The sequence below is a fragment of the Pelagibacterium luteolum genome, from assembly GCF_900100665.1.
GTDB classification, from domain to species: Bacteria; Pseudomonadota; Alphaproteobacteria; order Rhizobiales; family Devosiaceae; genus Pelagibacterium; species Pelagibacterium luteolum.
In genome coordinates this window covers 1-21,516 of record NZ_FNCS01000030.1, presented here as the reverse complement: position 1 = coordinate 21,516, position 21,516 = coordinate 1, and the positions used below count along the sequence as shown (strand labels likewise).

Genomic DNA, 21,516 nt, shown 5'->3' with positions numbered 1-21,516 from the left:
CTCGAACGCTTCCTCGTCGACGGTCGTATCGAGATCGACTCCAACATCGTCGAACGCGCCATCAGACCCCAGACCATTACGCGCAAGAACAGTCTCTTTGCCGGAAGTGACGGGGGCGGTCGCTCCTGGGCAACCATCGCGACACTGCTTACCACAGCCAAGATGAACGGAGTCGATCCTCACGCCTGGCTCACTCAGACCCTCGAGCGCATCGCCAATGGCTGGCTCAACAGCGACATCGACGCCCTCATGCCCTGGAACTATGCAGGCTGAACGGTCCTGCCTTCGCGCTTACAATCGGGAAATATGTGAGGCGGGTTGACGTATCGCTCACCGTCTCTCCACGTCGCAACAGCCGTGGCGATATCCAAGATCGCCCGAAAGATTAGTGAGCAAAAGCGCCACGAGGAGATGCACTCGCTTTTGATCCATGAGCTTAACCGTCGTTCCAAAAACTTTTTAGGCACCGTCCGGCTATTGTTTTGCAAAATGGCTCCGACGCCAACAGGGAGAAGGTGGTGCTTTGATGTGTGTTGGCGCTTCTCGTGAGCCAGAATTGACCAAAAGTTGTGGGCGCGGCGCTTCACTCGCCAACGTGCTCTCGGCGGTGCTCGCACCTGTCCTTGGTGACGCTGGGACGAATAGATACCGCCTTGGGTCCGCTCGTCTATCTCAATTTGCGCCGGACCAACGGGAATTCCGAATCGGCTTCGATATCGGGGAGGACCATCTACGGCGCGTGATCCGCGCTGTGCGGTCCGCATGATCCCTGCGGGGGTAAAAGTTCATCTCGCCAGCCAACGGTCGACTTTCGTAAGGTCCAGGCGGTCTTGCTGGTCTCGTGCGTGACGCTGGTGCAGATCGGTTCAATGGCGCCCTCTATGTCCTTCGCGCCAAGCGCGCCGACTGGGTCAAGATCGTATGGGTGGGATAGCACGGGACGTTCTCTCTATGCCAAGCGGTCGGAAAGGCAGCGTTCTGCTGGCCGCGGATTGGCAACAGGCGGTTAGGGCATGCTATGCACAACTGCTAGCGCTGATCGGTGGGTCGGACCGGACGCGGGGTGCGAACAGTTCAGGTAAGCCGCCCGCACGGCAAACTCAGCGGCCGCTGCTACCGTTGATGGTAGCGCCGGTGATGTAAGTGGCGCTCGGCGACCAAAGATAGTTTATCGCTGGCCATTTCCTCGCTTGTAGCGGGCCGGTCGATCGGGGTCCTGGCGCTCAGGAGTCTTGCACGCTCGGGGTCCCGGATGCGATCTCCATTTCGGTTTCGATGAGACCAGGACGCACACCGTTGACAGGGATGCCGTTGCGACCCGCTTCGCTGGCGCGACCGACGGTGAGCGTATCCAAGTGCCCTTGGTCATAGCGTAGCCGATGGCCTCTCCCGCCCCGCCGAGAGCCGCCGCCATGGACAATCACGCCGCCTCGACCGCCCGTCGAACGCCGCATGATCCGGACCGCCTGACGCGCACGTAGAAGGCGGCGATCATGTTGATCTCGACCAGTGCGAAGAAGCGATCCAACGCGATGTCAGCAAGGGCCTGATCTTGCCCGCAGGCTTCCCGCATTGTTGACGAGATCATTCCTGTAGCGGCGGCTATTCTTTATTACTGCGCTGGCCGTGAACGGCGTCCTCATCCTGTCTAAGAACTTCAAAACACAACCGTCTTTATTCGTGTCGGCTAGGCTATGTCGCGGCCCTTATTGTTGCGCGCGGGCTTCTCCACCGGGCATGGGCGATCTATTAGCCAATGATCCCGACCTCCCAGCCGCCGCGCAGATCTTCACGCGCCGCACTGGTGGCCGAAGGCTGGAACTGGCTGGTGAAGTGACTGGGCCTCCCGACCTGATGCGCCAAACCCTAGACTGGCTCGTCGGCGGCATCGTGAAGCAATTGGCCGGGCTGATGCTTAATGCCTATCGTGCGAAGCTCATCGCTACCAATAGCGCCGACAAGCCGGACGCGGAGCAAGCCGTTGCCCGCATCGAAGCCCGAGAGCCATCGCGCTGGCGAAATCGGCCCATGTTTGGTCTGCGACATCCAGGGTCCGCTGGGTCAACGACGCGCCGTTCAGTTTCTGGTGGCTAGCGGCGCACCTCGAGCAGATCCTCAACCGGTGGTTCGGGCTTTCGATGATTATCGGCGACGTACCGTCCGGCATTTACGAGATGGCGCTGGCCCTCGTGTCCGCAAATGTTATCGCCGACGCAGACGCGCACGCTTTCGGAAAATTGAGAAAATGAGTGCGTTTCTGGCGCGCCTTCGCCTTCCTCAAGCCGCACAGTTCTGCCGGGTCTCGTCGGAGCAGCCCGGTCTTCGACGCTTGAGTGGCAATGGTGCTGTTGGCGCTGCTGTGGGGCGCCTTCGTTCCCTTTATTGGCACCGAGCCTGGTCGCGTAATTTGACCTGCAAGACAACGCAGCCCACGCCGTGGCGGGCGGGTTGGCATTTCTGGCCGGAAACTGATCATCTGGGTTGTGAATGTTTCCAGTGATCCGCTCGTGATCTGGCGAAAAGTGCGGAGGGGCGAGAAAGGTCTGTAGGCACGAGCAAGAGCCCCGCCCGTCGTCGGGGCTCAACTCATGTTATACTATTCGACCACGGCGCAAGCCAATCGATCACCAGCATCACCCGATGGCTGGGTGGAATAATCATCGGCCCCAGCATGAATCATCAGTGCGCGCCCCACAATACTAGCTTCACCGTCATCAAGCATCACAAAAGGATTGAGGACTTGGGCGCGCAGCACGCCATCCGCAGGCACGTACTGGTTAGGCATATCTCCGGCATGTGGCCCGGTCTCGGTCAAATACCCGTGCTCGACAGTTGAGGGGTTGAAGTGGTCACCTGCGGATTCATGGTCGGTTTCATGGTTACAGTTTCCCGTTTCATGCACATGGAAGGCTACCCACTGATCCGAGGGTAGTCCCCCAACCTCGATTTCAATCAGCACACCTTTGGTTGTCGCCGTGAGTGTGGCGGTGCCACTTTCTTCGCCGGATGTATCAATAAAGGTGGCTGTGGTATCTTGCGCCAACGCTGGTGCAGCGAGCAAAACGCCCGCAGCGATTCCGGCCAATATAAATTTCATCGGAGTTCTCCACCAATTCGGGATGTAATTCGCGATGCAGATTGAATCTCCTCGCACATCGTCAATCCGTGGATGAGGCATCCGTTCCCGGCGGCTAGTTGCGGAGCCCTCAGCGTCGAGGTGCCAAAGGGCAATTTTCAGTTTGAGTATTGTCAGCGGTCCTTCATTTCCGCGCGATGAGATATTCGATCACCGCCGCGGCAATCCGCAGCAGGAGTTTCCACTCATATATGCCCATATGTGCTCTTCCTGATTTGTGGCTACAGGCAACATGAGCGATATGAGCGGGCAGGGGATAAGTTGAGGTCTATCCGACCTGTGAATTCCGACGCCCTCGACCATTGGGCGCCATTCTTGTTGCCCGAGAGCTCACGCAAGCGAAGGGCTGCGGCTATCAATAAAGACTGCATCACCGGCTGCCGGCAGCAGCTGAGTTTAGCACGAGAAATCAACGATTCGTGCTGCGAGGGCAGGGAATTTTTTGTCCTGCGAGACGATGAGCTGACGTGGCCGTAGCCGTCAGCTTAAGCCCAAGCTCACAACAGCGAAGCGCCCTTTATAGATGGGACAACTAACCCTGCGTCTGGGGGAAATTTGCGCTGGGGTTCGAAGGGCCTGTTAACGGACTTCCACTTAATATGTCGGCCGGTGGAGACCTTCGTATGACCCAAAGCAGGCTTGTGCGCACCTTGTTTAGCCCGTTCATTGCGACGGCCATAGTGGCGAGCGCTTGGCTGACATCGACGATTTCATTGGGATGGTGGGCCGCCGAAGAGATCGACCAGCATGCAAATACGCGTCAAATTGCCCGTGCCCAAGGCGGCATTGCCGAACTATTGGCACGCGTGCCGAAAGAACAAGACAGTTCCGCTGTTTGGAACGAAGCCGTTATCGCGGTGCGCGCAAATGACCAAGATTGGCTAGCCGAAAATCTCGTAGAATGGCTTGGGTGGTTCTATGACCACGAGCGGGTGTATATCCTTGCGCCCGATAACACTGTGGTTCGTGCAGCACGTGATGGTGAGGCGGCCGATGCCAGCGCGTATCAAGCTGATGCGGCGGTCGTCGCCCCCCTGGTGCAGACGCTGCGCGAGCACATGGAGGCGAGTTCCGCAGGGCAGGAGGACTCCACTGACGCGATCTACGGTTTAGGTGAAGCCGAGTTCCGGCAATTCAGCGACGGATCATTTGGTTTGATCAGTGTGCGGCCGATACTTCCCGAAACAGGGGAGGTCGCACAGGCCCCTGGCTCTGAATATGTTCATGTCTCCATCGAGGCGCTGGATGAGGACTTGCTGAGCGCCATCGGACAGAAATTCGGTCTCCAGCAATTGAACGTGGCGTCAGATGCTCCATCCACGCCCAGCACACTGGCTCTCATTGGTTCCTCTGGTGAGTCGATCGGATACCTTGCTTGGCAGGGCGAACGGCCTGCCCATCAGTTGCTGTCACGCACGCTGCCTGCTGTCATCTTGGCGCTCATTTTAGCGACCTTGTGCTTTGTCCTTCTCATTGCCAGGCTCCGAAAGACGTCAGATGAGCTTAAGCAGAGCGAGGCGGAAGCTCTACACCTCGCTTTCCACGATCAATTGACTGGCATCCCCAACCGGGCGCTTTTCGAGGACCGCTTAGAGCGCGCGTTGGCTTCGGACCGTAGAAAACACACAAAGACAGCGCTCCACTACATCGATTTAGACAGTTTCAAGAACGTCAATGACACCCTCGGTCACCCGAGCGGTGACGAGCTTGTAAAACAAGTAGCAAAGCGTCTGCAGTTAGCTGTTCGAGAAGTCGACACCGTCGCGCGGATCGGGGGCGACGAGTTCGCGATCGTACAAATCGACGTGGCGGGTGAGGCGGATGCTAGCATATTGGGCGAGCGCATCCTCTCGCTCTTTGAAGACCCTTTTTTGCTTCATGGTGAAGAAGCCCTCGTCGGTGCCAGTATAGGAACTGCCATCGGCGTCCTGCCTGATGTATCAACGATGACGCTAATGAGAAAGGCCGACATCGCCCTCTACGAGGCCAAGGCAGCCGGAAAAGGACGACACGAGATTTTTGCTGGTCCTATGGATGAAGTCGTTGCTCGCAGACGCACAATTGAAAAGGATTTGCGCGAAGCCATAAATACCGGAACTGGACTTGCGCTGGCGTATCAACCCATTTTTTCATCGGACACCAACACGATGGTAGGTATTGAGGCGCTGGCTCGCTGGAACCACCCCGTTCATGGCGCGCTATCCCCCGAGTTTTTCATCACCCTTGCCGAGGAGAGGGGGCTTATTGAACGGTTCGGCAACTGGGCGTTACGTGAGGCGGCAACCTTTGCAGTTAAAAATGATATTCCTTGGGTGGCAGTCAATGTTTCCCCGGTCCAGTTTCGAGACAGGCATTTGGCGCAAAAGATTTCGGCGATACTGTCGGACATGGGATTGGAGCCGAACCGGCTACAGATCGAGGTAACAGAAGGTGTCTTGCTCCAAGATTCCCCGGTCGTTCGGGAAACCATCAAATCGCTTCGCGCGTTGGGAATTGCAGTCGCTCTTGACGATTTCGGCACCGGCTACTCTTCCATCAGCTACCTTAGGAGCTATGGTGTCGACAAGCTGAAGATCGATCGTTCTTTCGTTTCGAAATTGGGCATAGATTTGGAAGTGAACAGCATCGTTCAAGCGATCATTGACTTGGCAAGAGCGATGAAAATGACCGTTACCGCCGAAGGTGTTGAGACACAGGAACAACGCCGCATACTCATGGATATGGGCTGCGCCGAATTGCAGGGATACCTGCTATCAAAGCCTATAAGCGACCAGCAACTGGCTGCCGCCTACGGTAGAAGATTGATGGCAAGTCCGTCCGCACCGGTACGAATTGGGTGACACCACTATCGTCCTATTTGCATCCATTAAGTTTCTTTGCTGGTTCAAGGGGCCGTGCTGCTTTCAGCATCCGCCTTTACAGGTTGTCCGCATGCGGCGAGAGCGCCAAAGCACGTCGAAAGCGAGGTCGGATCGAGGGCAGCCATGGAAGACTAGTGACTTCCTTTATGCTTGATCCTCCTGCCGAAGGCTGGACGAACCGATGGAACGACAGCCGTAAAACAGAGGTAGTTCACGATGGGAGGGCAGCGTGTTCAAGCCGTGCCGGCGACGCAATCTAGTTCCCGCGTGCAGGAATCAAATTACGCTTTAGTTAGATTAATAGCACAAAGATTTTGCTTTTCGAAGTTTACCGCTCGCGCGGCTCTGTAACCAGCTGTTAGGTTTGTAGGCGATAACCTGAGCCTTGCAACTTCATCGATCTCGTGATGAGGAGAGCGACTCGATGCATAAAAAAGCCCTCGTCGACGAAAGAATCCGTAAAGCGCTCATGTTGCTACGCGGATGGGAATGGATGTGCACTATATCCTGCAGGCATCAGGAAGCGATTGCGATTCTCACTGAGGAGGCCCTGAGTCTGTTAAGGCTTGGCAAGGAACATCCCAGCAGAGCGCGCGAAATAGGGGCGATGATCGTTCAGTACGAGCGACTAATTACGAGTTTGAAGGCCACAACGCGTGCCGCTTTGGATTAAAAATATGGCCCAACTCTCCTTGAAAGCCACGCAGTTTTAGGTACGGTCGGCGGCAGACGCTGCCCCAGCTCATCGCCGTTACTCTAAGTTTGGCGATGCCTTCGACAGGTGAGGTCACCACTAACGCTGTTGATAAATCCGAACAACTTAGGAGCGACAAGAGCAAGAGGCCGGCGAGGCGTCGATTGCGAAATGCGGGGGATGGCCATGGCGATATAAAAGCCCACCAAGTGCTGACTGTAATCGATACTGCCTGCGCCCAGGATGACAGGCACCAGATGCTAGTCCGCCGTTCGTCAAGCCGAGCAGGTACGGCGCCCCGATAAGCAGAAAATCGACGACATAGTCGGAGCCGCGATGGGTTTGTCCGAAATGCGGGCCGCCCACCACTGGGTTAGTCCATAGCATCAACGGCATTGAGCACCCGCGTGTCTACCCCTTAAAGGGCGGTCTCTTTATCCGGCCCGGTCAGACGCCGGCTATATCAATCTGGAACCGGGTCTCCATTCTCAATAGCGTTCGCAACACGCCTGAGCTATTTCTATCCATGAGCCGGTTGAGTAGCGAAATACAACAGGCTCTTTCGGACCCTTAATCGGGAGCTCCGTTACAAATTTGGCAGTGTTCGCTTGGCGTAAAGGTGCAGCGCCGCTAGCACCTGTGGGTCGTCAGCGTTCGCAATAAGAAGACCAGTGATCCGACACCTTGCGGAGGGCGAGGAAGACGTGCCAGGCCGTTGGTCCAGCCGACTTGGCGGGCGGGGTCCACCGCCCAGATGGACCGGATGCCCTCCTGTTGTCTTTAGACTTCTCAGCTTCAAGTTTTAATGTGGCTAGTTTGCCCAAGGGTCCCCGCTACGGTCCTAACCGCGCGCGTCGCTTGAACTTTTTTCTCGCAAAGGACCGATGTCCAATGAGACATCGCTGCGCTAGGCAATTCACGCTGCTGCGGCCTCGGTCCGATTTCTACCCTTTGCCTTCGCCTTATAGAGGGCCGAGTCAGCTTTCAAAAGCATCTCTTTGAAATCGCTATCGCAACGGGTCGAATGGCAGATGCCAATGCTTACCGACAGATTTATGCGGTGATGCAAGTATACAATCGAGGCTTTCTTGATCCTCATTCGGGAACGCTCCGCGAGGGCGTGTGCTTCGACAGGCGAGTTGGTTTCCACAATGGCGATAAACTCCTCACCTCCCCATCGAGCGATAATTTGTTTTTTGCCCAAGACCTCAGTGAAAATGTCCGCACACGCTTTCAGAGTGGCGTCGCCAGCGGCGTGTCCGTAAAGATCGTTAACCTGTTTAAAGTGATCCAGGTCAAAAATAAGAACAGCATAGGGGCGAAATTCGCCAAGGGCTGCGATTTCACGCACTTTGTCTTCGAGAGCCCGTCGTGTGAGGAGTCCGGTTAGCGCATCGCGAGTTGCGAGATGGAAAAGTCGGGTCGCATTCTTTTCGTATGCCAACGATAGGGAAAGCGCTCCTGAAGCCGTGAGAAAGAATAGCGCGACTATCAAGTGGATAGCGAGGAGAAGGTCATCGGGCAATCCGCGGCCGAACTCTTGTGCTGCTAGCAACCCTTGGCCCGCACGAACCGCAAACGATGCGGCCAAAAGGATATGCACGCCAATGAGGCCCCAGCGGGAAAGGGTTTTTTTGCCGCTTCCAGGCCAATGTTGTATGGCGGTCGCTAGCGTCAGTGCAGTGAGCATGACGTTGACGATCGTGTAGACAGTTGCATAAGTGCCGGAAATGAATGGAATGGAACACGCTGTAATGAAGGCCGCTGTTGGGGCCCAGAGGATCGCGGTTTTTGGGGGCCGGCATTCAAATTGCCTCGCTCCATAGCAGCGCAGGCTCATGCCGAGTGACGTTGCCCCCTGCGCCTAATCCAGTTTGAAGTAGGCTCTGGCCCCATCAGAAGGACCAGAGATGAAGCGAAGCAGGTTCACCGAAGAGCAGATCATTGCGATCTTGAAGGAGCAGGAGGCCGGGGTCCCGGTTGCCGATCTTTGCCGCAAGCACGGCGTCAGCAATGCCAGCATCTACAAGTGGAAGGCCAAGTATGGCGGCATGGACGTCAGTGAGGCCCGGCGACTGAAGGCTCTGGAGGACGAGAACGCCCGGCTCAAGAAGCTGCTGGCCGACAGCATGCTCGATAATGCCGCTCTGAAAGATCTTCTTGGAAAAAAATGGTAGCGCCCGCCGCCGAGCGGGATGCTGTCGCCCATCTCCAGACTGCCTATGGGATGAGCGAGCGGCGGGCGTGCCGAGTATTGGGATGTTGTCGGATGACCATGCGCTACCAGGCGCTTCGGACCGATGACATCATGCTGCGTGATCGGATGAAGGCCATTGCCCACGAGCGGCGACGGTTCGGCTATCGGCGGCTGCACGTCCTGCTACGGCGGGAAGGGTATCAGGTCAATCATAAGCGCCTGTTCCGGATCTACCGCGAGGAGAAGCTTATGGTGCGACGTCGAGGCGGCCGCAAACGTGCCATGGGCACCAGGGCACCGATGCTGACCCCAATGGCGCCCAACGATCGGTGGTCCCTGGACTTCGTCTCCGACCAGATGACGGACGGTCGGCGCTTCCGGGTGCTGACGGTGGTCGATGACTGCACACGCGAATGCCTGACCCTGGTTGCCGACACCTCGCTGTCTGGCCTGCGCGTTGCCAGAGAGCTGGAGACGCTGATGGCTACTCGAGGACGCCCCAAGATGATCGTCAGCGACAATGGGACTGAGTTCACCTCCAATGCCATCCTGGGCTTCGCTGACCGGATGGGGATCGACTGGCACTACATTGCCCCAGGCAAGCCGATCCAGAATGCCTTCATCGAGAGCTTCAACGGCCGGCTGCGGGACGAACTGCTCAATGAGACGCTCTTCCCATCGCTTGCTCACGTGCGGGCAACCGTGGCGTCCTGGCGCGACGATTATAATCTGCACCGGCCGCACTCGCGGTTGGGTTGGATGACGCCTGCCGAATACGCCGACACCTTCAACCCGCGACGGGATCTGCCGCTCCGCTCAATGACCAGCTCCGCGCCAGCCCCCGTCGCTCACCCCGGCCAAATCGGCCAAACCAACCGCCCGAGTCTCCTTCAGGCTGGATAGAAGTTGGGGGCAACGTCACGGAAACAAGCGAAACGACGGCGTTTGCCGCAAAGAGCGAAAAGTTGTCCATGGCCACCTTACTCTAGCCAAGATGACCTACCGGGAGGTAATGAAGGAAGGTTTCTCTGCGGTTAAGAAGCACCCCGGATTTGAAGTGAAGTCAAAGCGCTCTCTTACTCTGTACCATATCGCCGATTGGAAACAGCGCCATTACCTCGACGTTATCGACAATGCGTGGCTTTGCCTCGTTACTAGACGCGTTCGTTCGACGCTCACGCTGGAGGCATCGGCACGGTGGAGCCGTTGGTAAGATCACCGAAAATCTGGCTTGTGTATCGGTACGTCGTCATCCACGATGACAATGAAAAATGATCCCGTGCAGCTGCCCGGCGTTTGGGGCCTCTACAACAACGCCATGGTACCCGGCACCTGGTTGAACGACGGAGGGCAGTCAGCCGCGGGGGCCGCTCTGGACCGGCTGACTGCTATACATCCAGCGACACCCGATGTTCGCGTAACGGCGCAGCGTCAGGGCTTTCTTTCTTCGCCAATCTTCCAAGATCGCCGATGGCGTTCCCGAGCGTGAACTGACCGCGGCCGGACGGGTCATGGCGAAGACGAGCGCGGGCATTTACGCAAGACGGCGGCGAGTTCTGGGCCAACGGTTCCGTCCGTTCTTTGGCGGATGGAGACGAACAGCCGCGCCGGTTTCTCAAGATTGCGCGCAACGACACCGAGCGCAGCGAGGGCGCTGAAGTCATCAGCCGCGAAGCATCCAACGGGTCAAGAACATCTGGCTTTAGTCGTGAACCTTTTGGGACTGCAGGCCCGCTCGACTGATGACGAAGCCGTCCAGCTCAATCCTTCAGGACGCCAGGCGCGCGTCGGCACGATCGCAGGTGTGCACGCCTAGCTATGCAGGCAAAGGACATGCGCGTTTTCGATCTCGCCCCTTACTTGAGCACCTATGCAGCAAACAATAGAAATCAGCGCCACACTTGACCGACCCAAGGTGTTCGCATGGCGAACTTGCGCGCTTGTGGTTCGCGGCAAGGACTAAAACACGTTCCCGCGGCGGGTGCAGCACTTTCCTCGCGACACTGACACCGCCTGATAAACCCGTCTGAGTAATAATCAGCAATGAGACTCGAACGGCGTTAGTACGCGCGACAACAAGACCGGACGCGGAAGATCATTCGCATTGTCTAACATCCGCTAGACAATTGGCTGAGCTTCATCTCTTTTGCAAAACTTATGTTAGAGCGAGGCTCGATTTTTGCCCCAAGGGTTTCAGGCTGACGACCGTTCGCAACCTATGGATGTCGGCTCCGTTACCATCGGCCTTTATTTTTTCGATGGAGCAGCAAAATGACTCCCAGCGACCAAGCCCTTTCCCTATTCACTACCGGCCTCAAGAACGCTCACGCGATGGAAAAGCAAGCGCTTTCAATTCTAAAGCCTCAGGCAAGTCGGATAGAAAGTTATCCTGATATGAAAGCGCGGATCGAACAGCACATTTCGGAGACAGAGCAACAGATTCAACGACTGGAGACAATCTTCGATCAGGTCGACGAAAGTCATTCAGGGTTTAAGGATATGATTCTATCGGTGGGAGGTGCCATGGCTGCATTAAGCCATGCCGCCGCAGGCGATGAGGTGCTCAAGGACACCTTCGCGAACTACGCCTTTGAGCATTATGAGATCGCCGCCTACAAGTCGCTCATCCAAATCGGTGATCGGTTGGCTCTTGGAGATGCATCCGCCCTGCTGCGCCAGACCCTCGATGAAGAAGAACGGATGGCTCAGTGGATCGACGAGCATATAGGTTTGGTGACGGACCAATACCTTGTTTTGCAAAAGGCAGACCAGCAGGCGAAGCGCTAGCGGCTCAAGAACGGAATGGTTATTTAATTGAACTTTCTGACAACGCCCTTGCACCTCAAGTGGACCTTGGAGGGGCCTTCATGAATTGGCGCCGGATCTAGCTTACTTTCGTGCGATAATGTCAATGTCGTTTTCGTCGACCGACTGGAGCAGGGAGCTGGGTTCTCATTGATGAGGTTGCTACTCAACATCTAGAGAAGCTCGGCCCGCCCCGCTACTTCACGCCCGACTCGCCGTCTGCCAAGACAACGGTCGCGAAATTGGCACAGTACGAACCCTCGTTGGCAAAGGCCGGTGGCCGGCCCGGAAATGCGAGACGCTCTATGAAAGCTGAGTGAGGATTTCGACGCCATCGCTTTACCTCAGCATTTACGGTAGAGGGGCTAGGCTCCCGTTACTCGGAAATTCGGGAAATGGAAATACAAGCGCTCATGAACCAGACAACATCTGGTGGTGCCGCTTTGACACAGCTTTTAGGTGCATCACCCGTCCGATAGGGTTAGACCGGTAGTTCAAGTAGCGCGTCGGCAATTTGCTGCGACCGAAGGGCGAGGCTGTGGCGGCGCAAACTGACAGCGGCGTCGATTTGAGGACGCTCTGCAGATATCGCTCACAAGCCATTTTAGTATTGCGACATTCTCGCTACCGGTGAGCCACCATTCATTGACTAAGACAATGTGGCAAGAAAACGGTCGGCATTAATTGCGAAACAGAGCTAAGCTGTCATCGACATCAAGCGAGCGCGAGCCTCAATGGCACCACCGACGACTTTTCTCAATCTTCCGAGCCACCTCCAACAGCAAGATCAACGTCGAGTGGTAATAATCGGTGTTGGCCATTGCTCCACCTATCCTGAACAGGACAGCAGCGGGCATGCGATGGCAGCGGAAGCCATCCGAGCCGCAAGCCAGGAGGATGCGGCCTTAGTTACGCATTGGGATTTCGACCTTGGCGGCCCCTTGTTTGATGGCGACCCGATTGCGTGTGCAGACTGGGGCACCATTGAAACCGTGATGGGTGACGGCATCGGCAACCGCGCCCGGATCGAGCAAAGGACGCGAGAAATCCTTGCCCATGACGCTATCCCGATTCTCATGGGAGGCGACGATTCGGTGCCCATCCCCTTTATCGCGGCCTTTGCAGAACATGGCCCGATCTGGATTCTCCAAATCGATGCCCATATTGACTGGCGTGATGAACTACATGGCGAACGGTACGGCTTCTCCAGCCCGATGCGGCGAGCGAGCGAAATGCCTCATGTTGCGGGCATTGTGCAGGTGGGTATCAGGAGCGTGGGCAGCGCGGGGAAGGCCGAGCTCGACGTGGCGTTGACCTTCGGTAGCAAGAACATCACTGCCCGCGAAATCCATAACAAAGGCGTTGGAGCAGCTTTGTCCCACCTTCCAGAAGGGGCTCAGATCATCATAACTTTAGACTGTGATGCGCTCGATCCCAGCATCATGCCCGGCGTGGCCGCGCGAACGCCTGGTGGTCTAAGCTACACACAGACAATTGATCTGATTGCCGGAGCTACGACCCGAGGACGCATCATCGGCATGGACCTGGTTGAGTTATTGCCGCCGGCCGATCTCGACGGACTGTCGGCTCTCACCGCTTCGCGTATTCTCGTCAACACAATCGGTGCCATTGTTCGTCAGCGCTAGATAGCTGACCGCGATAGGTGGGTAACGGGCGGGCGGGTTTGAGTCTTTGCGAAGCAAGCAGTCGTGAGTTTTGTGGCTTATTTTTCTTGTCACAGTCCACTAACTTTGGTGGCTCACTCCACCCCTGGCCAAGCTTGGGGTGAAGTGTTCTTAAATAGGTGCAGGAATCAGGTGGCACTCTTCTGCGCCAGCCAGTTTAGGATTACCTGGTTGGTATCCTCCGGCTTTTCCTCCTGGATCCAATGGCCACAATCGAGGCTGACCCCCTCCACATGGGCCACAAAGTCCGCCAATCTTTCAGATTTCGGTATCACGTCCCGGTCGCCATAGATCATTAGCGTGGGCTGATGGATGATTGGGTCCACTTCCCCCAGCAGGTGCAAGTTGCGATCAAGGTTTCGGTGATGCCGCCTGTAAACCCGGACCTTTCGAAAGCCGCGACGTAGACGGCTAGGTCGCTATCGCTCATCACCGGCTCTCCGAGTGGCGTTTCCGCTCGGGCGAGGTTGATCATGGTCATGCCCCGCTCGGCGCCTGGATTGGCAGGTTTTTGCGGTAGAGGTTGCGCAGGAAAAGGACCGCGTCGGCCACGCCCGGCTTCCGGTTAAATTGCACGAAGTAATAGTCGCTGCCCAAAACCATCTCCAGGAACTCGATCCATGGCATTGCGCCGCGCTCCTGATAGTGCAAGCTCAGATTGATCACCTTGTTGTCCCGGCTCGGATGCAGCAGGGTCAGCCGCCAGACCACCGAGGCGCCGCAGTCATGGCCGACAAAGGTCGCATCCTGATATCCGTATGATCGAGAAGCGCGACCAGATCACCCGCAAGATGGTCAATGTCTTATTCCGTCATCTCATCCGGACGGGACGAGTTGCCATAACCCCGTTTCCTTAAAGGCTTCGATCATGAAGGCCTGAACCGGCTGGGTAAGCGAGCCGCGGCAGAGCGGCCGATCGGTTGAATGTACTCATCCGCGCTACGCTGCCTTATCGTGAAGACGCTTAATTCCCGGTTGCTCGTGCTGCATGGCCACCCACAGATCGTAATTGGCCTGAAGGTTGATCCAGAAACGGGCCGTGCTGGCACCAGCTTTTTCAAGTCGCAAGGCCAGATCAGGACTGATGCCGGCCTTACCGTTGAGTACGCGCGAAAGCGAAACTCGCGAAAGCGCCAACCGCGAGGCGGCTTCGGTAACCGAAAGATCAAGCGGCTCGAACACCATTTCCCTGAGCGTTTCGCCCGGATGGGGATGGATATGGATCATGGTTCGGTCCTCATTGATAATCCTGATAATCGACAACCTCGGCATCATTTCCGTCGAATCGGAAGGTGACGCGCCAGTTTCCGTTGACCCAAACCAACCAATGCCCCTTCAAATCCCCTTTCAGTGGATGGAGGCGCAAGGCCGGCAGATCGAGGTCTTGGGGATCAGCCGCTGCGTCGAGCAGAGCGAGGATCATCCCCAATTTGCGAGCATGTGCAGCCTGAATGCCCTGCGTCGTACCTGTTTCGTAAAATGCGCGAAGGCCCTTATGCCGAAAACTTACGATCATGACCAACTGTATCGCGTATCGTTACGTTGTCAATTTTGACGGGACGAGAGCGCGAGGGAATAGGCTTCCCTACACATAGCCACGGCTGGGCGCTGGATCAGTCATTGTCGATGCTGTTTTGCCGGTCCGCGATGAGCTTGTCGGCGTCACGGTCATCGAGGTCGTCGAGGCGGAACGCGCGCCGCGTGTCCTGGCCGTGGGTCAGGCTCTCGTAGCGCTCCATCGACATGATGACGTAGCGCGGCTTGCGGGGTTTGGTGATCGCAACCGGCGACACGGTCGCGGCTTCGAACAGATCACCCGTTTTCCGGGTCGATCGTATGGCACATTCGGATTCCCCTGGAGCAATCGGCTCTGAAGAAGGACGTTTGACGCTGTTCAAGATTCTACCCAAAATGCAACGCATGTGAAAGTTCCGTTCTCGTCAAATGCCTACTATCCTTCCCGCAAGGGAGACCTATCATGACCATAATCCAGGCTCGCGCAGTTAAGGACATCATTGAGAGCTATGTTGAGCGACAAAATTCGCCGCGAAGCCAGGTTTCGACGCGGCACGCGATTACCGCCATTCGCACGATCGTTCCGAAGTGCACTCTATCCGATAGGGAACTGGCCGATCTTGTCGCCACGTCCGCGATCAGAAAAGGGTGCATTGTGTCGTTCGATGAGAGGAACACGCGGCCCAAAACCGCTTAACTGGCAACACTCACAGTTCCGGTTGATCGGCCATAGCGGAGATATGGCTCGTATAGAGGATATACGTGCCGGCGCTTGGGGCAGGCGCACCGCTCGGCGCGAGGAAACTGGCCAAAGGAACGGAGGAGGCCAGTAGCGCGCGGATGATATCGCGCATGGACGTATCGAGACCGCCAGATGTGTCCATCTGCAGAATGACCAACGCTGCGTCGCGTTTGGCGGCCTCTTGAAGACCACAAGTCAAATCGTCGGATGTCGCAGCTGCCGCGGGGGCCTCAGACCTTAACTACGGCGCATCCGAATCTCCCGTGCCCTCTCCGACATCCGAACCGCCAGGAAGGGTCCAGGCAATGACGTGGTCGCCTAAATCGGTTTCCATGGGTGTGTGGCCACCGGCCATCATGACCAGATATTGCACATCGTCGAACTCATAGACGATTGGCGTCGCTTGGCCGCCGGCCGGAAGCACGTCGCTCCAAAGTTCCTCGCCGGTTTCGATGTCGAAGGCCCGGATCATGTTGTCGGTTGTGGCAGCAACGAAGATCAATCCGCTTGCGGTGACGATCGGGCCGCCATTGTTGGGGGTGCCGATGGTAAAGGGCAGGAAGGTCGGGATGTTGAAGGGTCCGTTGGCGCGGGCAGAGCCTAAAGGCTGGTCCCACAGCGTTTCCCCGGTCGCCAGATCAATGGCGCGGATACCGCCATAGGGAGGCTGCTTGCACATGAGTTTGGTGAAGTCAGAGCGCCAGCCGACATCGATCTCGATGGCATAAGGCGCACCAATCTGAGGATCACCGCCGACGCCATCGTCAAAGATCGCGGTGCTCATGTCGCGCTCGTCTGCCTCGGTCCGTGGGATAAGACGCAAGCGATTGGGCACGTCGTTGTAATTGGCAATGAGGATACCGCGCTCCTGATCGACTGCCATGGCGCCCCAATCCTGCCCGCCATTATAGCCAGGGTACTGGACGTACCAATTATCTGTCGAAGGCGGCGTGTAGATGGCCTGATAGTTCGAATCTCGGAACTGAATGCGGCACCAGAGCTGGTCGAGCGGGGTCATGCCCCACATGTCCTTTTCCTCGATCGGATCCATGGCAAGGGAGTGATAGGTTGAAAAAGGTTGCACCGGCGAGAGATAGTCAGGTTCGACCCCGCCCTCCTGTGGGACTTCGCGTTCCTCGACCTCAAAAAGAGAGTCTCCGGTTTCGCGATTGAGGATATAGATTTCGCCCTGCTTGGACGAGAGGATCAACGCCGGGACGGTGCCGTTGTTAGTCGGGAAGTCGATGAGGGCGGGCTGGCTGCCTAAATCGTAGTCCCAGACGTCGTTGTAGACGGTCTGAAAGTGCCAGACATCATCGCCCGTGGTAACATCGACGGCGACGATTGAGGTGGCGTAGTCGTTCTCCAGTTCGGAGCGGTTAGAGCCGTAATAATCGACAGCTGAATTGCCGAGCGGGAGATAGACGAAGCCGAGTTCCTCGTCGGCTGCGGCGATCGTCCACATATTGGGCGTGCCGCGCGTATAGACTTCCCCTTCGGGGGGCGCCGTGCGGCTGTCGGGGTTACCAAGGTCCCATGCCCAGACAAGTTCGCCTGTCACAGCATCATAGCCACGAACGACGCCGGAGGGGGCGTCTTCGGCTTCGTTGTCGTTGACATTGTAGCCGACAACGACGATGCCGCGAATGATGGTGGGTGCTGAGGTGACCCCGATCCAGCCCGGCACTGTGTTGCCAAGCCCGTCCTCGAGATCAATTTGTCCGTTGGCCCCGAAATCGGGGCAGAGCTCGCCCAGATCAGCGTCGAGCGCAAAGAGGCGTCCGTCTTCGGTGCCCGAGATGATGCGGCGGGCGCAAAACGCGTCGGGCTCGGCTGCTGGATCTTCGAAATAGGCGACGCCACGGCAGGCACCGATCGAGAGAATTTCGGGGGCGACGCCGGGATCGTAACGCCATTCCTCAAGTCCTGAACGAGCGTCGACCGAAATGACGACGTTGGTCGGGGTACAGACGTAGAGATCATCATCGATCTTGAGGGGAGTGTTTTCGGGCGACCAGCGCTGGCTCTCGCCGGCGTCTTCGGGCGGCATGACGCCGGTCTCGTACTCCCAGGCACGTTCCAGCTGAGAAACATTCTGCGGCGTGATCTGGTCCAGGGGCGAATAGCGTGTGCCATGATGGGTGCCGCCATAGGCAGGCCAATCCGAGCCAGTCTGGGGCATCTCCATAGCGGGGCGCAAGGCAACACCGGTGGGACTTGTCTCTGCTGCTTCGGCAGGTTCGTCTGGTTGATCCGAAGGCGTTGGCCGGGGGGCGGTTTCCTCAGCCGCGGGAGCTTGCTGCGTGTCAGTAGACTGAGCCGGCGGCTCGGCCGCGGGTTCTTGAGCGGCAGGTGGTTGGTCGGTTGTGGATGTCCCTTCAGCGGGAGTTTCGGTTCTCGGAGCTACGCCAACCGGCGCTTCTCCAGCATCGTCAGGCAGGGCCTCCTGAGCGTCTTCGGCGGGGGTTTCCTCCTGCGCTAGAGCGATGCTGTCGTGGCTCACATTGAGGATCGCTATTGATCCAACCAATGCAAACACTCCGCCAATCGCGGCGGCTGCCGTGCCGCGCTGGGTGGCCAATCGGCCACGCAGGATCGGAATAAGCGCCAGAACAAGGACCAGAACGACGGTCGGGGCGACGAGACGTGGGATCTGAGCCCAACTCTCAAGCCCGACTTCCCACAGCGCCCAAGCGACAGTGCCTGCGAAAGTCGCAAGATAAATCCAGACGGCGAACATGGAGCGCCGAAACAGGAAGAATGCGGTCAACAACAGGCCTAGACCGGCAAAGATGTAATACCAGGAGCCCCCTAGTGCAGCGAGCCAGATGCCGCCAGCGAATATAGGCAGCCCGAAAATCAGAATGATCGCCGCGGCCACCATGGCAATCCAGAAGCCGATGCCCCGCTTCCTGCTTCGGTCTGTCATGCCCTCATTCCTCCAACAATATCTCTGAACCCATAAGGGACACAGCGGGGCAGGGTTCCATCGAATTTCGACACCGTTTCGCTCGCTCGAGAGGAAAGGGGATTAGAGCTGCTGCGTATTTCGGTTCATCGTGGAGTCCAGAGTGTCGTCTTCGATATGGAACACTCTGCCAAGCAAAGAAGTTGTCAATCCAGATTGGAGAAACAGCGATGGCAAAGTGTGATCAATGCGGAAATGGTTATGACAAGCCCCTCGAGGTGAAGATCGGTGAAGAGACTTAACCTTCGACAGCTTTGAATTCGCGATCCAGAAGCTCGCTCCGTCCACATTGCGATGTGCGTGTGATCGGACATGGGGGTTGAACACAACGACGTCATATACTGCCGTGCGCATTGTGCTGCGCAACAAAGCGCCGACGCACTCACGGATCGTGCGCCATAGAACCCATTGTCGATACACGGTGATGTGCGTAGGACCTGCCGATGCCGATCACCGCGCGGATGATCAAACCAGCATACTCAAAGTGAATATCCTGCTCGAAAGAAGGCGGGCGAGGCAACGACATGGAGCGCAAGAAGCAGTTTATGCCCTAAAAAGAAGCCGGCGGGGCGAGGCCGGCCCAAAGACGGTCGGCCGAGGATGATTAGTGTAGCGGCGGATTATCGCCGGTGGCATCACAGCCCGGTTGCGTTCAATGTCGCCTACCATCATGATGTCCAGATACGTTTTATCCTAAATTAGCCGCTCCAAAATTGAACATTGGCGCAATCGACGACGCTGCCGTTCACCGATTTTGCGCGGCCGCTCAAGGTGCATCCAATTCTTGTTCCTCACATCGACTTGGACGGCTAAGGTGAACATATTGGGAGCTTAACTGTTTTGTGCTAAACGCACACGTAGCTTGGCGAATGAGATACTGCATGAACGCAGCCGAAAGCACGACCATCCTGGTCGTCGAAGACGAAATTTTGATCCTTATCGATCTCGCTATGAGCTTGAGGAGCGCTGGTTTTGGCGTTTTGGAGGCCTCCAGTGCCGACGCGGCCATTGAGCTGCTCGAAAAGCATCCGGACATTCGGGCCGTCATTACCGATATCGACATGCCGGGCTCAATGAACGGCCTCGCACTGGCGCACGCCGTGTTTGACAAATGGCCCCCGTGCCGCCTTATCGTAGTGTCGGGACACCATTCCGTCTCAGCCGCAGAGCTGCCGAGTGGCGCTCGCTTTTTTTCCAAACCAGCTGATCCAATCGTCATCAACTCCGCGTTGAACGAAATGGGTGTCGCTGCCTGACGATGGTCAGCTGTCGGGAAACTTCATTTCCAAGGCTGTTCCGGCACCCGATGACGTAAATCGCGGCCCTCCACCAAAATGCCGACCCAGTCCTTCGATCAGCTGCATGCCTGTGCCTTTGTCGCTCGCGTCGTACGTTTTCCGGAGACCCATGCCGTTGTCGGCAAGGTATAGAAGAAGGTGGCCTTCTCAATCCGTTGATGACGATATCACGTTGCCACCGTCGAGGCATATTTGAAGCCGTTGGTAACAAACTCATTGACGATGAGACCAAGCGGCATAGCCGTATTAGTAGCGAGGCCTACATCATCGATGTCGATGCTCATAACAACGCCTTTCACTGCCTTTTCATGAAAATCGCGAAGACCCTCAACAAGCTTGGAAAGTGAGCTACTCCCCAATCGCTGGACAGATTTCGGCGTAATTTAAGCTACTCGTTGCACCTGCTGGTCGGGTTGGTTTTGCTCAATGCGCTGCCTATAGATCACGGCAGGCGGTTTGCCGCCAAGGGCGGAATGGGGGCGTCGGTGATTGTAGAATTCCATCCAGTCGCGGACGCCGGCGCGAGCCTGTGATCCGGTTTCCCAAGCGTGCAGATAAACGCATTCGTATTTGAGGGTGCGCCAGAGCCGCTCGACGAAGATGTTGTCGAGGAACCGGCCCTTGCCATCCATGGAGATGCGCACTCCCATTCGTCGCAACCGATCGGTCCAGGCAAATGACGTGAACTGGCTGCCCTGATCGGTATTCATGATCTCGGGTGGGCCGAACTTGTGAACAGCCTCATTCAACGCCTCAATGCAAAAGTCGGCCTCCAGCGTGTTCGAGATGCGCCATGCCAGCACCTTGCGGGTGTGCCAGTCCATGATGGCCACCAGGTAGAGAAAGCCCCGGCGCATCGGCAAATACGTGATATCCGCAGCCCAGGCCTGGTTGGGGCGCTCCACCCTCAACCCCTTCAGAAGATAGGGCCAGATCTTGTGCCCCTTGGCCGGTCTCGAGGTGTTTGGCTTCTGGTAAATCGGCATCAGACCCATGAGCCGCATCAGCCGACGCACGCGCTTCTCATTTATCAGGTGAGCTTCATTGCGTAGGTGCCAGGTCATCTGCCGGACTCCGAAGAAGGGGGTCTCCAGGAATTGCTCGTCGATCCTGCGCATCAGGGCGAGGTTGATCTCAGTCTCGCCTTTCGGCGTGTAGTAGAACGAGGAACGCGCGATCGACAGCAGCGTGCACTGCTTGCCAATCGAGAGCACGGGGTGAGCAGGTTCGATCATCCCCCGTCTCACTTCCCGCCCCAGGGCTTGAGCTTTCTGGACAAAAAATCGTTGGCGACGGCCAGCTCTCCGATCTTGGCGTGCAGATCCTTGACCTGTTCATCGTCAATCTCAGGCTTTTTGCGCCCGCCACGTTCGAACACACCCGATGCCCCTTCGAGCAACGCCCGTTTCCATTGGTGGATCATCGTGGGGTGGATTCCGAACCGGCTCGCCAATTCCGATACCGTCTCTTCGCCCTTCAATGCTTCCAGGGCGACCTTCGCCTTGAACTCGGGCGAATGCTGCTTGCGTTTCGACATCTCTGATCTCCATCGTCGAAGACCAGCAGACAACAATTTGTAGCTTACGTCAGTGCCCTATTTTCGGGGAGTAGCTCA

17 protein-coding genes and 1 pseudogene are annotated in these 21,516 nt (G+C 57.0%); 8 read left to right on the top strand and 10 right to left on the bottom strand.

Annotated features, from left to right (window positions below; translation table 11 throughout):
- The coding region (locus tag BLR31_RS20595) for a transposase domain-containing protein (protein ID WP_143009480.1) at positions 1 to 273 on the top strand (273 nt) is incomplete at its 5' end.
- Between the two features lie 1,147 nt (positions 274 to 1,420).
- On the opposite strand, the gene BLR31_RS21875 is transcribed toward BLR31_RS20595, so the two are convergent.
- Positions 1,421 to 1,573 carry a hypothetical protein gene (locus BLR31_RS21875; protein WP_176762794.1) on the bottom strand — a complete coding sequence of 51 codons (153 nt, stop codon included), beginning with the start codon at positions 1,571 to 1,573 and terminating at the stop codon, positions 1,421 to 1,423.
- Positions 1,574 to 1,737: 164 nt separating this feature from the next.
- On the opposite strand from BLR31_RS21875, the gene BLR31_RS20590 reads away from it, so the two are divergent.
- The gene (locus BLR31_RS20590; protein ID WP_090600215.1) at positions 1,738 to 2,094 is read left to right on the top strand and encodes a hypothetical protein; all 357 of its coding nucleotides are present in this window, start codon (positions 1,738 to 1,740) and stop codon (positions 2,092 to 2,094) included.
- Between the two features lie 502 nt (positions 2,095 to 2,596).
- Here BLR31_RS20590 and BLR31_RS20580 read toward each other — a convergent pair.
- Positions 2,597 to 3,097, bottom strand: coding sequence for a superoxide dismutase family protein (locus tag BLR31_RS20580; protein WP_090600207.1), 501 nt, complete (start codon positions 3,095 to 3,097; stop codon positions 2,597 to 2,599).
- A 662-nt stretch (positions 3,098 to 3,759) separates the two neighbouring features.
- Here BLR31_RS20580 and BLR31_RS20575 point away from each other — a divergent pair.
- On the top strand, positions 3,760 to 5,976 hold the full coding sequence (locus BLR31_RS20575) for a putative bifunctional diguanylate cyclase/phosphodiesterase (RefSeq protein WP_176762793.1): 2,217 nt from the start codon (positions 3,760 to 3,762) through the stop codon (positions 5,974 to 5,976).
- Between the two features lie 1,631 nt (positions 5,977 to 7,607).
- Here BLR31_RS20575 and BLR31_RS20565 read toward each other — a convergent pair.
- A complete protein-coding gene (locus BLR31_RS20565; protein WP_090600196.1) occupies positions 7,608 to 8,531 on the bottom strand; it encodes a GGDEF domain-containing protein in 924 nt (307 codons plus the stop codon).
- A 70-nt stretch (positions 8,532 to 8,601) separates the two neighbouring features.
- Between BLR31_RS20565 and BLR31_RS20560 the strand changes: the two genes are divergently transcribed.
- From BLR31_RS20560 to BLR31_RS20540, 4 genes are all read left to right on the top strand, one after another.
- A protein-coding gene (locus tag BLR31_RS20560) for an IS3 family transposase (RefSeq protein WP_090600192.1) occupies positions 8,602 to 9,791 on the top strand; the annotation gives its coding sequence in 2 pieces (ribosomal slippage) (positions 8,602 to 8,860 and positions 8,860 to 9,791; 1,191 coding nt in all).
- 355 nt (positions 9,792 to 10,146) lie between these two features.
- A complete protein-coding gene (locus tag BLR31_RS20550) occupies positions 10,147 to 10,377 on the top strand; it encodes an FGGY-family carbohydrate kinase (RefSeq protein ID WP_090600184.1) in 231 nt (76 codons plus the stop codon).
- A 782-nt stretch (positions 10,378 to 11,159) separates the two neighbouring features.
- Positions 11,160 to 11,675, top strand: coding sequence for a ferritin-like domain-containing protein (locus tag BLR31_RS20545; RefSeq protein WP_090600181.1), 516 nt, complete (start codon positions 11,160 to 11,162; stop codon positions 11,673 to 11,675).
- Between the two features lie 752 nt (positions 11,676 to 12,427).
- The gene (locus BLR31_RS20540) at positions 12,428 to 13,339 is read left to right on the top strand and encodes an arginase family protein (RefSeq protein WP_090600177.1); all 912 of its coding nucleotides are present in this window, start codon (positions 12,428 to 12,430) and stop codon (positions 13,337 to 13,339) included.
- 516 nt (positions 13,340 to 13,855) lie between these two features.
- Here BLR31_RS20540 and BLR31_RS21930 read toward each other — a convergent pair.
- The 6 genes and pseudogenes from BLR31_RS21930 to BLR31_RS20505 form a co-directional block, all read right to left on the bottom strand.
- Positions 13,856 to 14,089: a hypothetical protein gene (locus tag BLR31_RS21930; protein ID WP_210183964.1), complete on the bottom strand. Its 234-nt coding sequence runs from the start codon at positions 14,087 to 14,089 to the stop codon at positions 13,856 to 13,858.
- Between the two features lie 228 nt (positions 14,090 to 14,317).
- A complete protein-coding gene (locus BLR31_RS20530; RefSeq protein WP_090600174.1) occupies positions 14,318 to 14,605 on the bottom strand; it encodes a HigA family addiction module antitoxin in 288 nt (95 codons plus the stop codon).
- Between the two features lie 10 nt (positions 14,606 to 14,615).
- Positions 14,616 to 14,894, bottom strand: coding sequence for a type II toxin-antitoxin system RelE/ParE family toxin (locus BLR31_RS20525; protein ID WP_090600170.1), 279 nt, complete (start codon positions 14,892 to 14,894; stop codon positions 14,616 to 14,618).
- Positions 14,895 to 14,991: 97 nt separating this feature from the next.
- Positions 14,992 to 15,276: a hypothetical protein gene (locus BLR31_RS20520; RefSeq protein ID WP_210183963.1), complete on the bottom strand. Its 285-nt coding sequence runs from the start codon at positions 15,274 to 15,276 to the stop codon at positions 14,992 to 14,994.
- 342 nt (positions 15,277 to 15,618) lie between these two features.
- Positions 15,619 to 15,834, bottom strand: a pseudogene (locus tag BLR31_RS20510) (Clp protease/crotonase-like domain-containing protein); the annotation flags it as partial.
- Positions 15,835 to 15,876: 42 nt separating this feature from the next.
- Positions 15,877 to 18,564: an outer membrane protein assembly factor BamB family protein gene (locus BLR31_RS20505; protein ID WP_244505177.1), complete on the bottom strand. Its 2,688-nt coding sequence runs from the start codon at positions 18,562 to 18,564 to the stop codon at positions 15,877 to 15,879.
- A 920-nt stretch (positions 18,565 to 19,484) separates the two neighbouring features.
- Here BLR31_RS20505 and BLR31_RS20495 point away from each other — a divergent pair.
- The gene (locus BLR31_RS20495; protein ID WP_090600163.1) at positions 19,485 to 19,859 is read left to right on the top strand and encodes a response regulator; all 375 of its coding nucleotides are present in this window, start codon (positions 19,485 to 19,487) and stop codon (positions 19,857 to 19,859) included.
- Positions 19,860 to 20,284: 425 nt separating this feature from the next.
- Here the strand turns inward: BLR31_RS20495 and BLR31_RS20490 are convergent.
- Positions 20,285 to 21,438, bottom strand: a protein-coding gene (locus tag BLR31_RS20490; protein WP_425287290.1) for an IS3 family transposase whose coding sequence is annotated in 2 segments (ribosomal slippage) — positions 20,285 to 21,162 and positions 21,162 to 21,438 — 1,155 coding nt in all. Because the reading frame shifts where the segments join, the coding sequence is not laid out codon by codon here.
- Between the last annotated feature and the right edge of the window lie 78 nt (positions 21,439 to 21,516).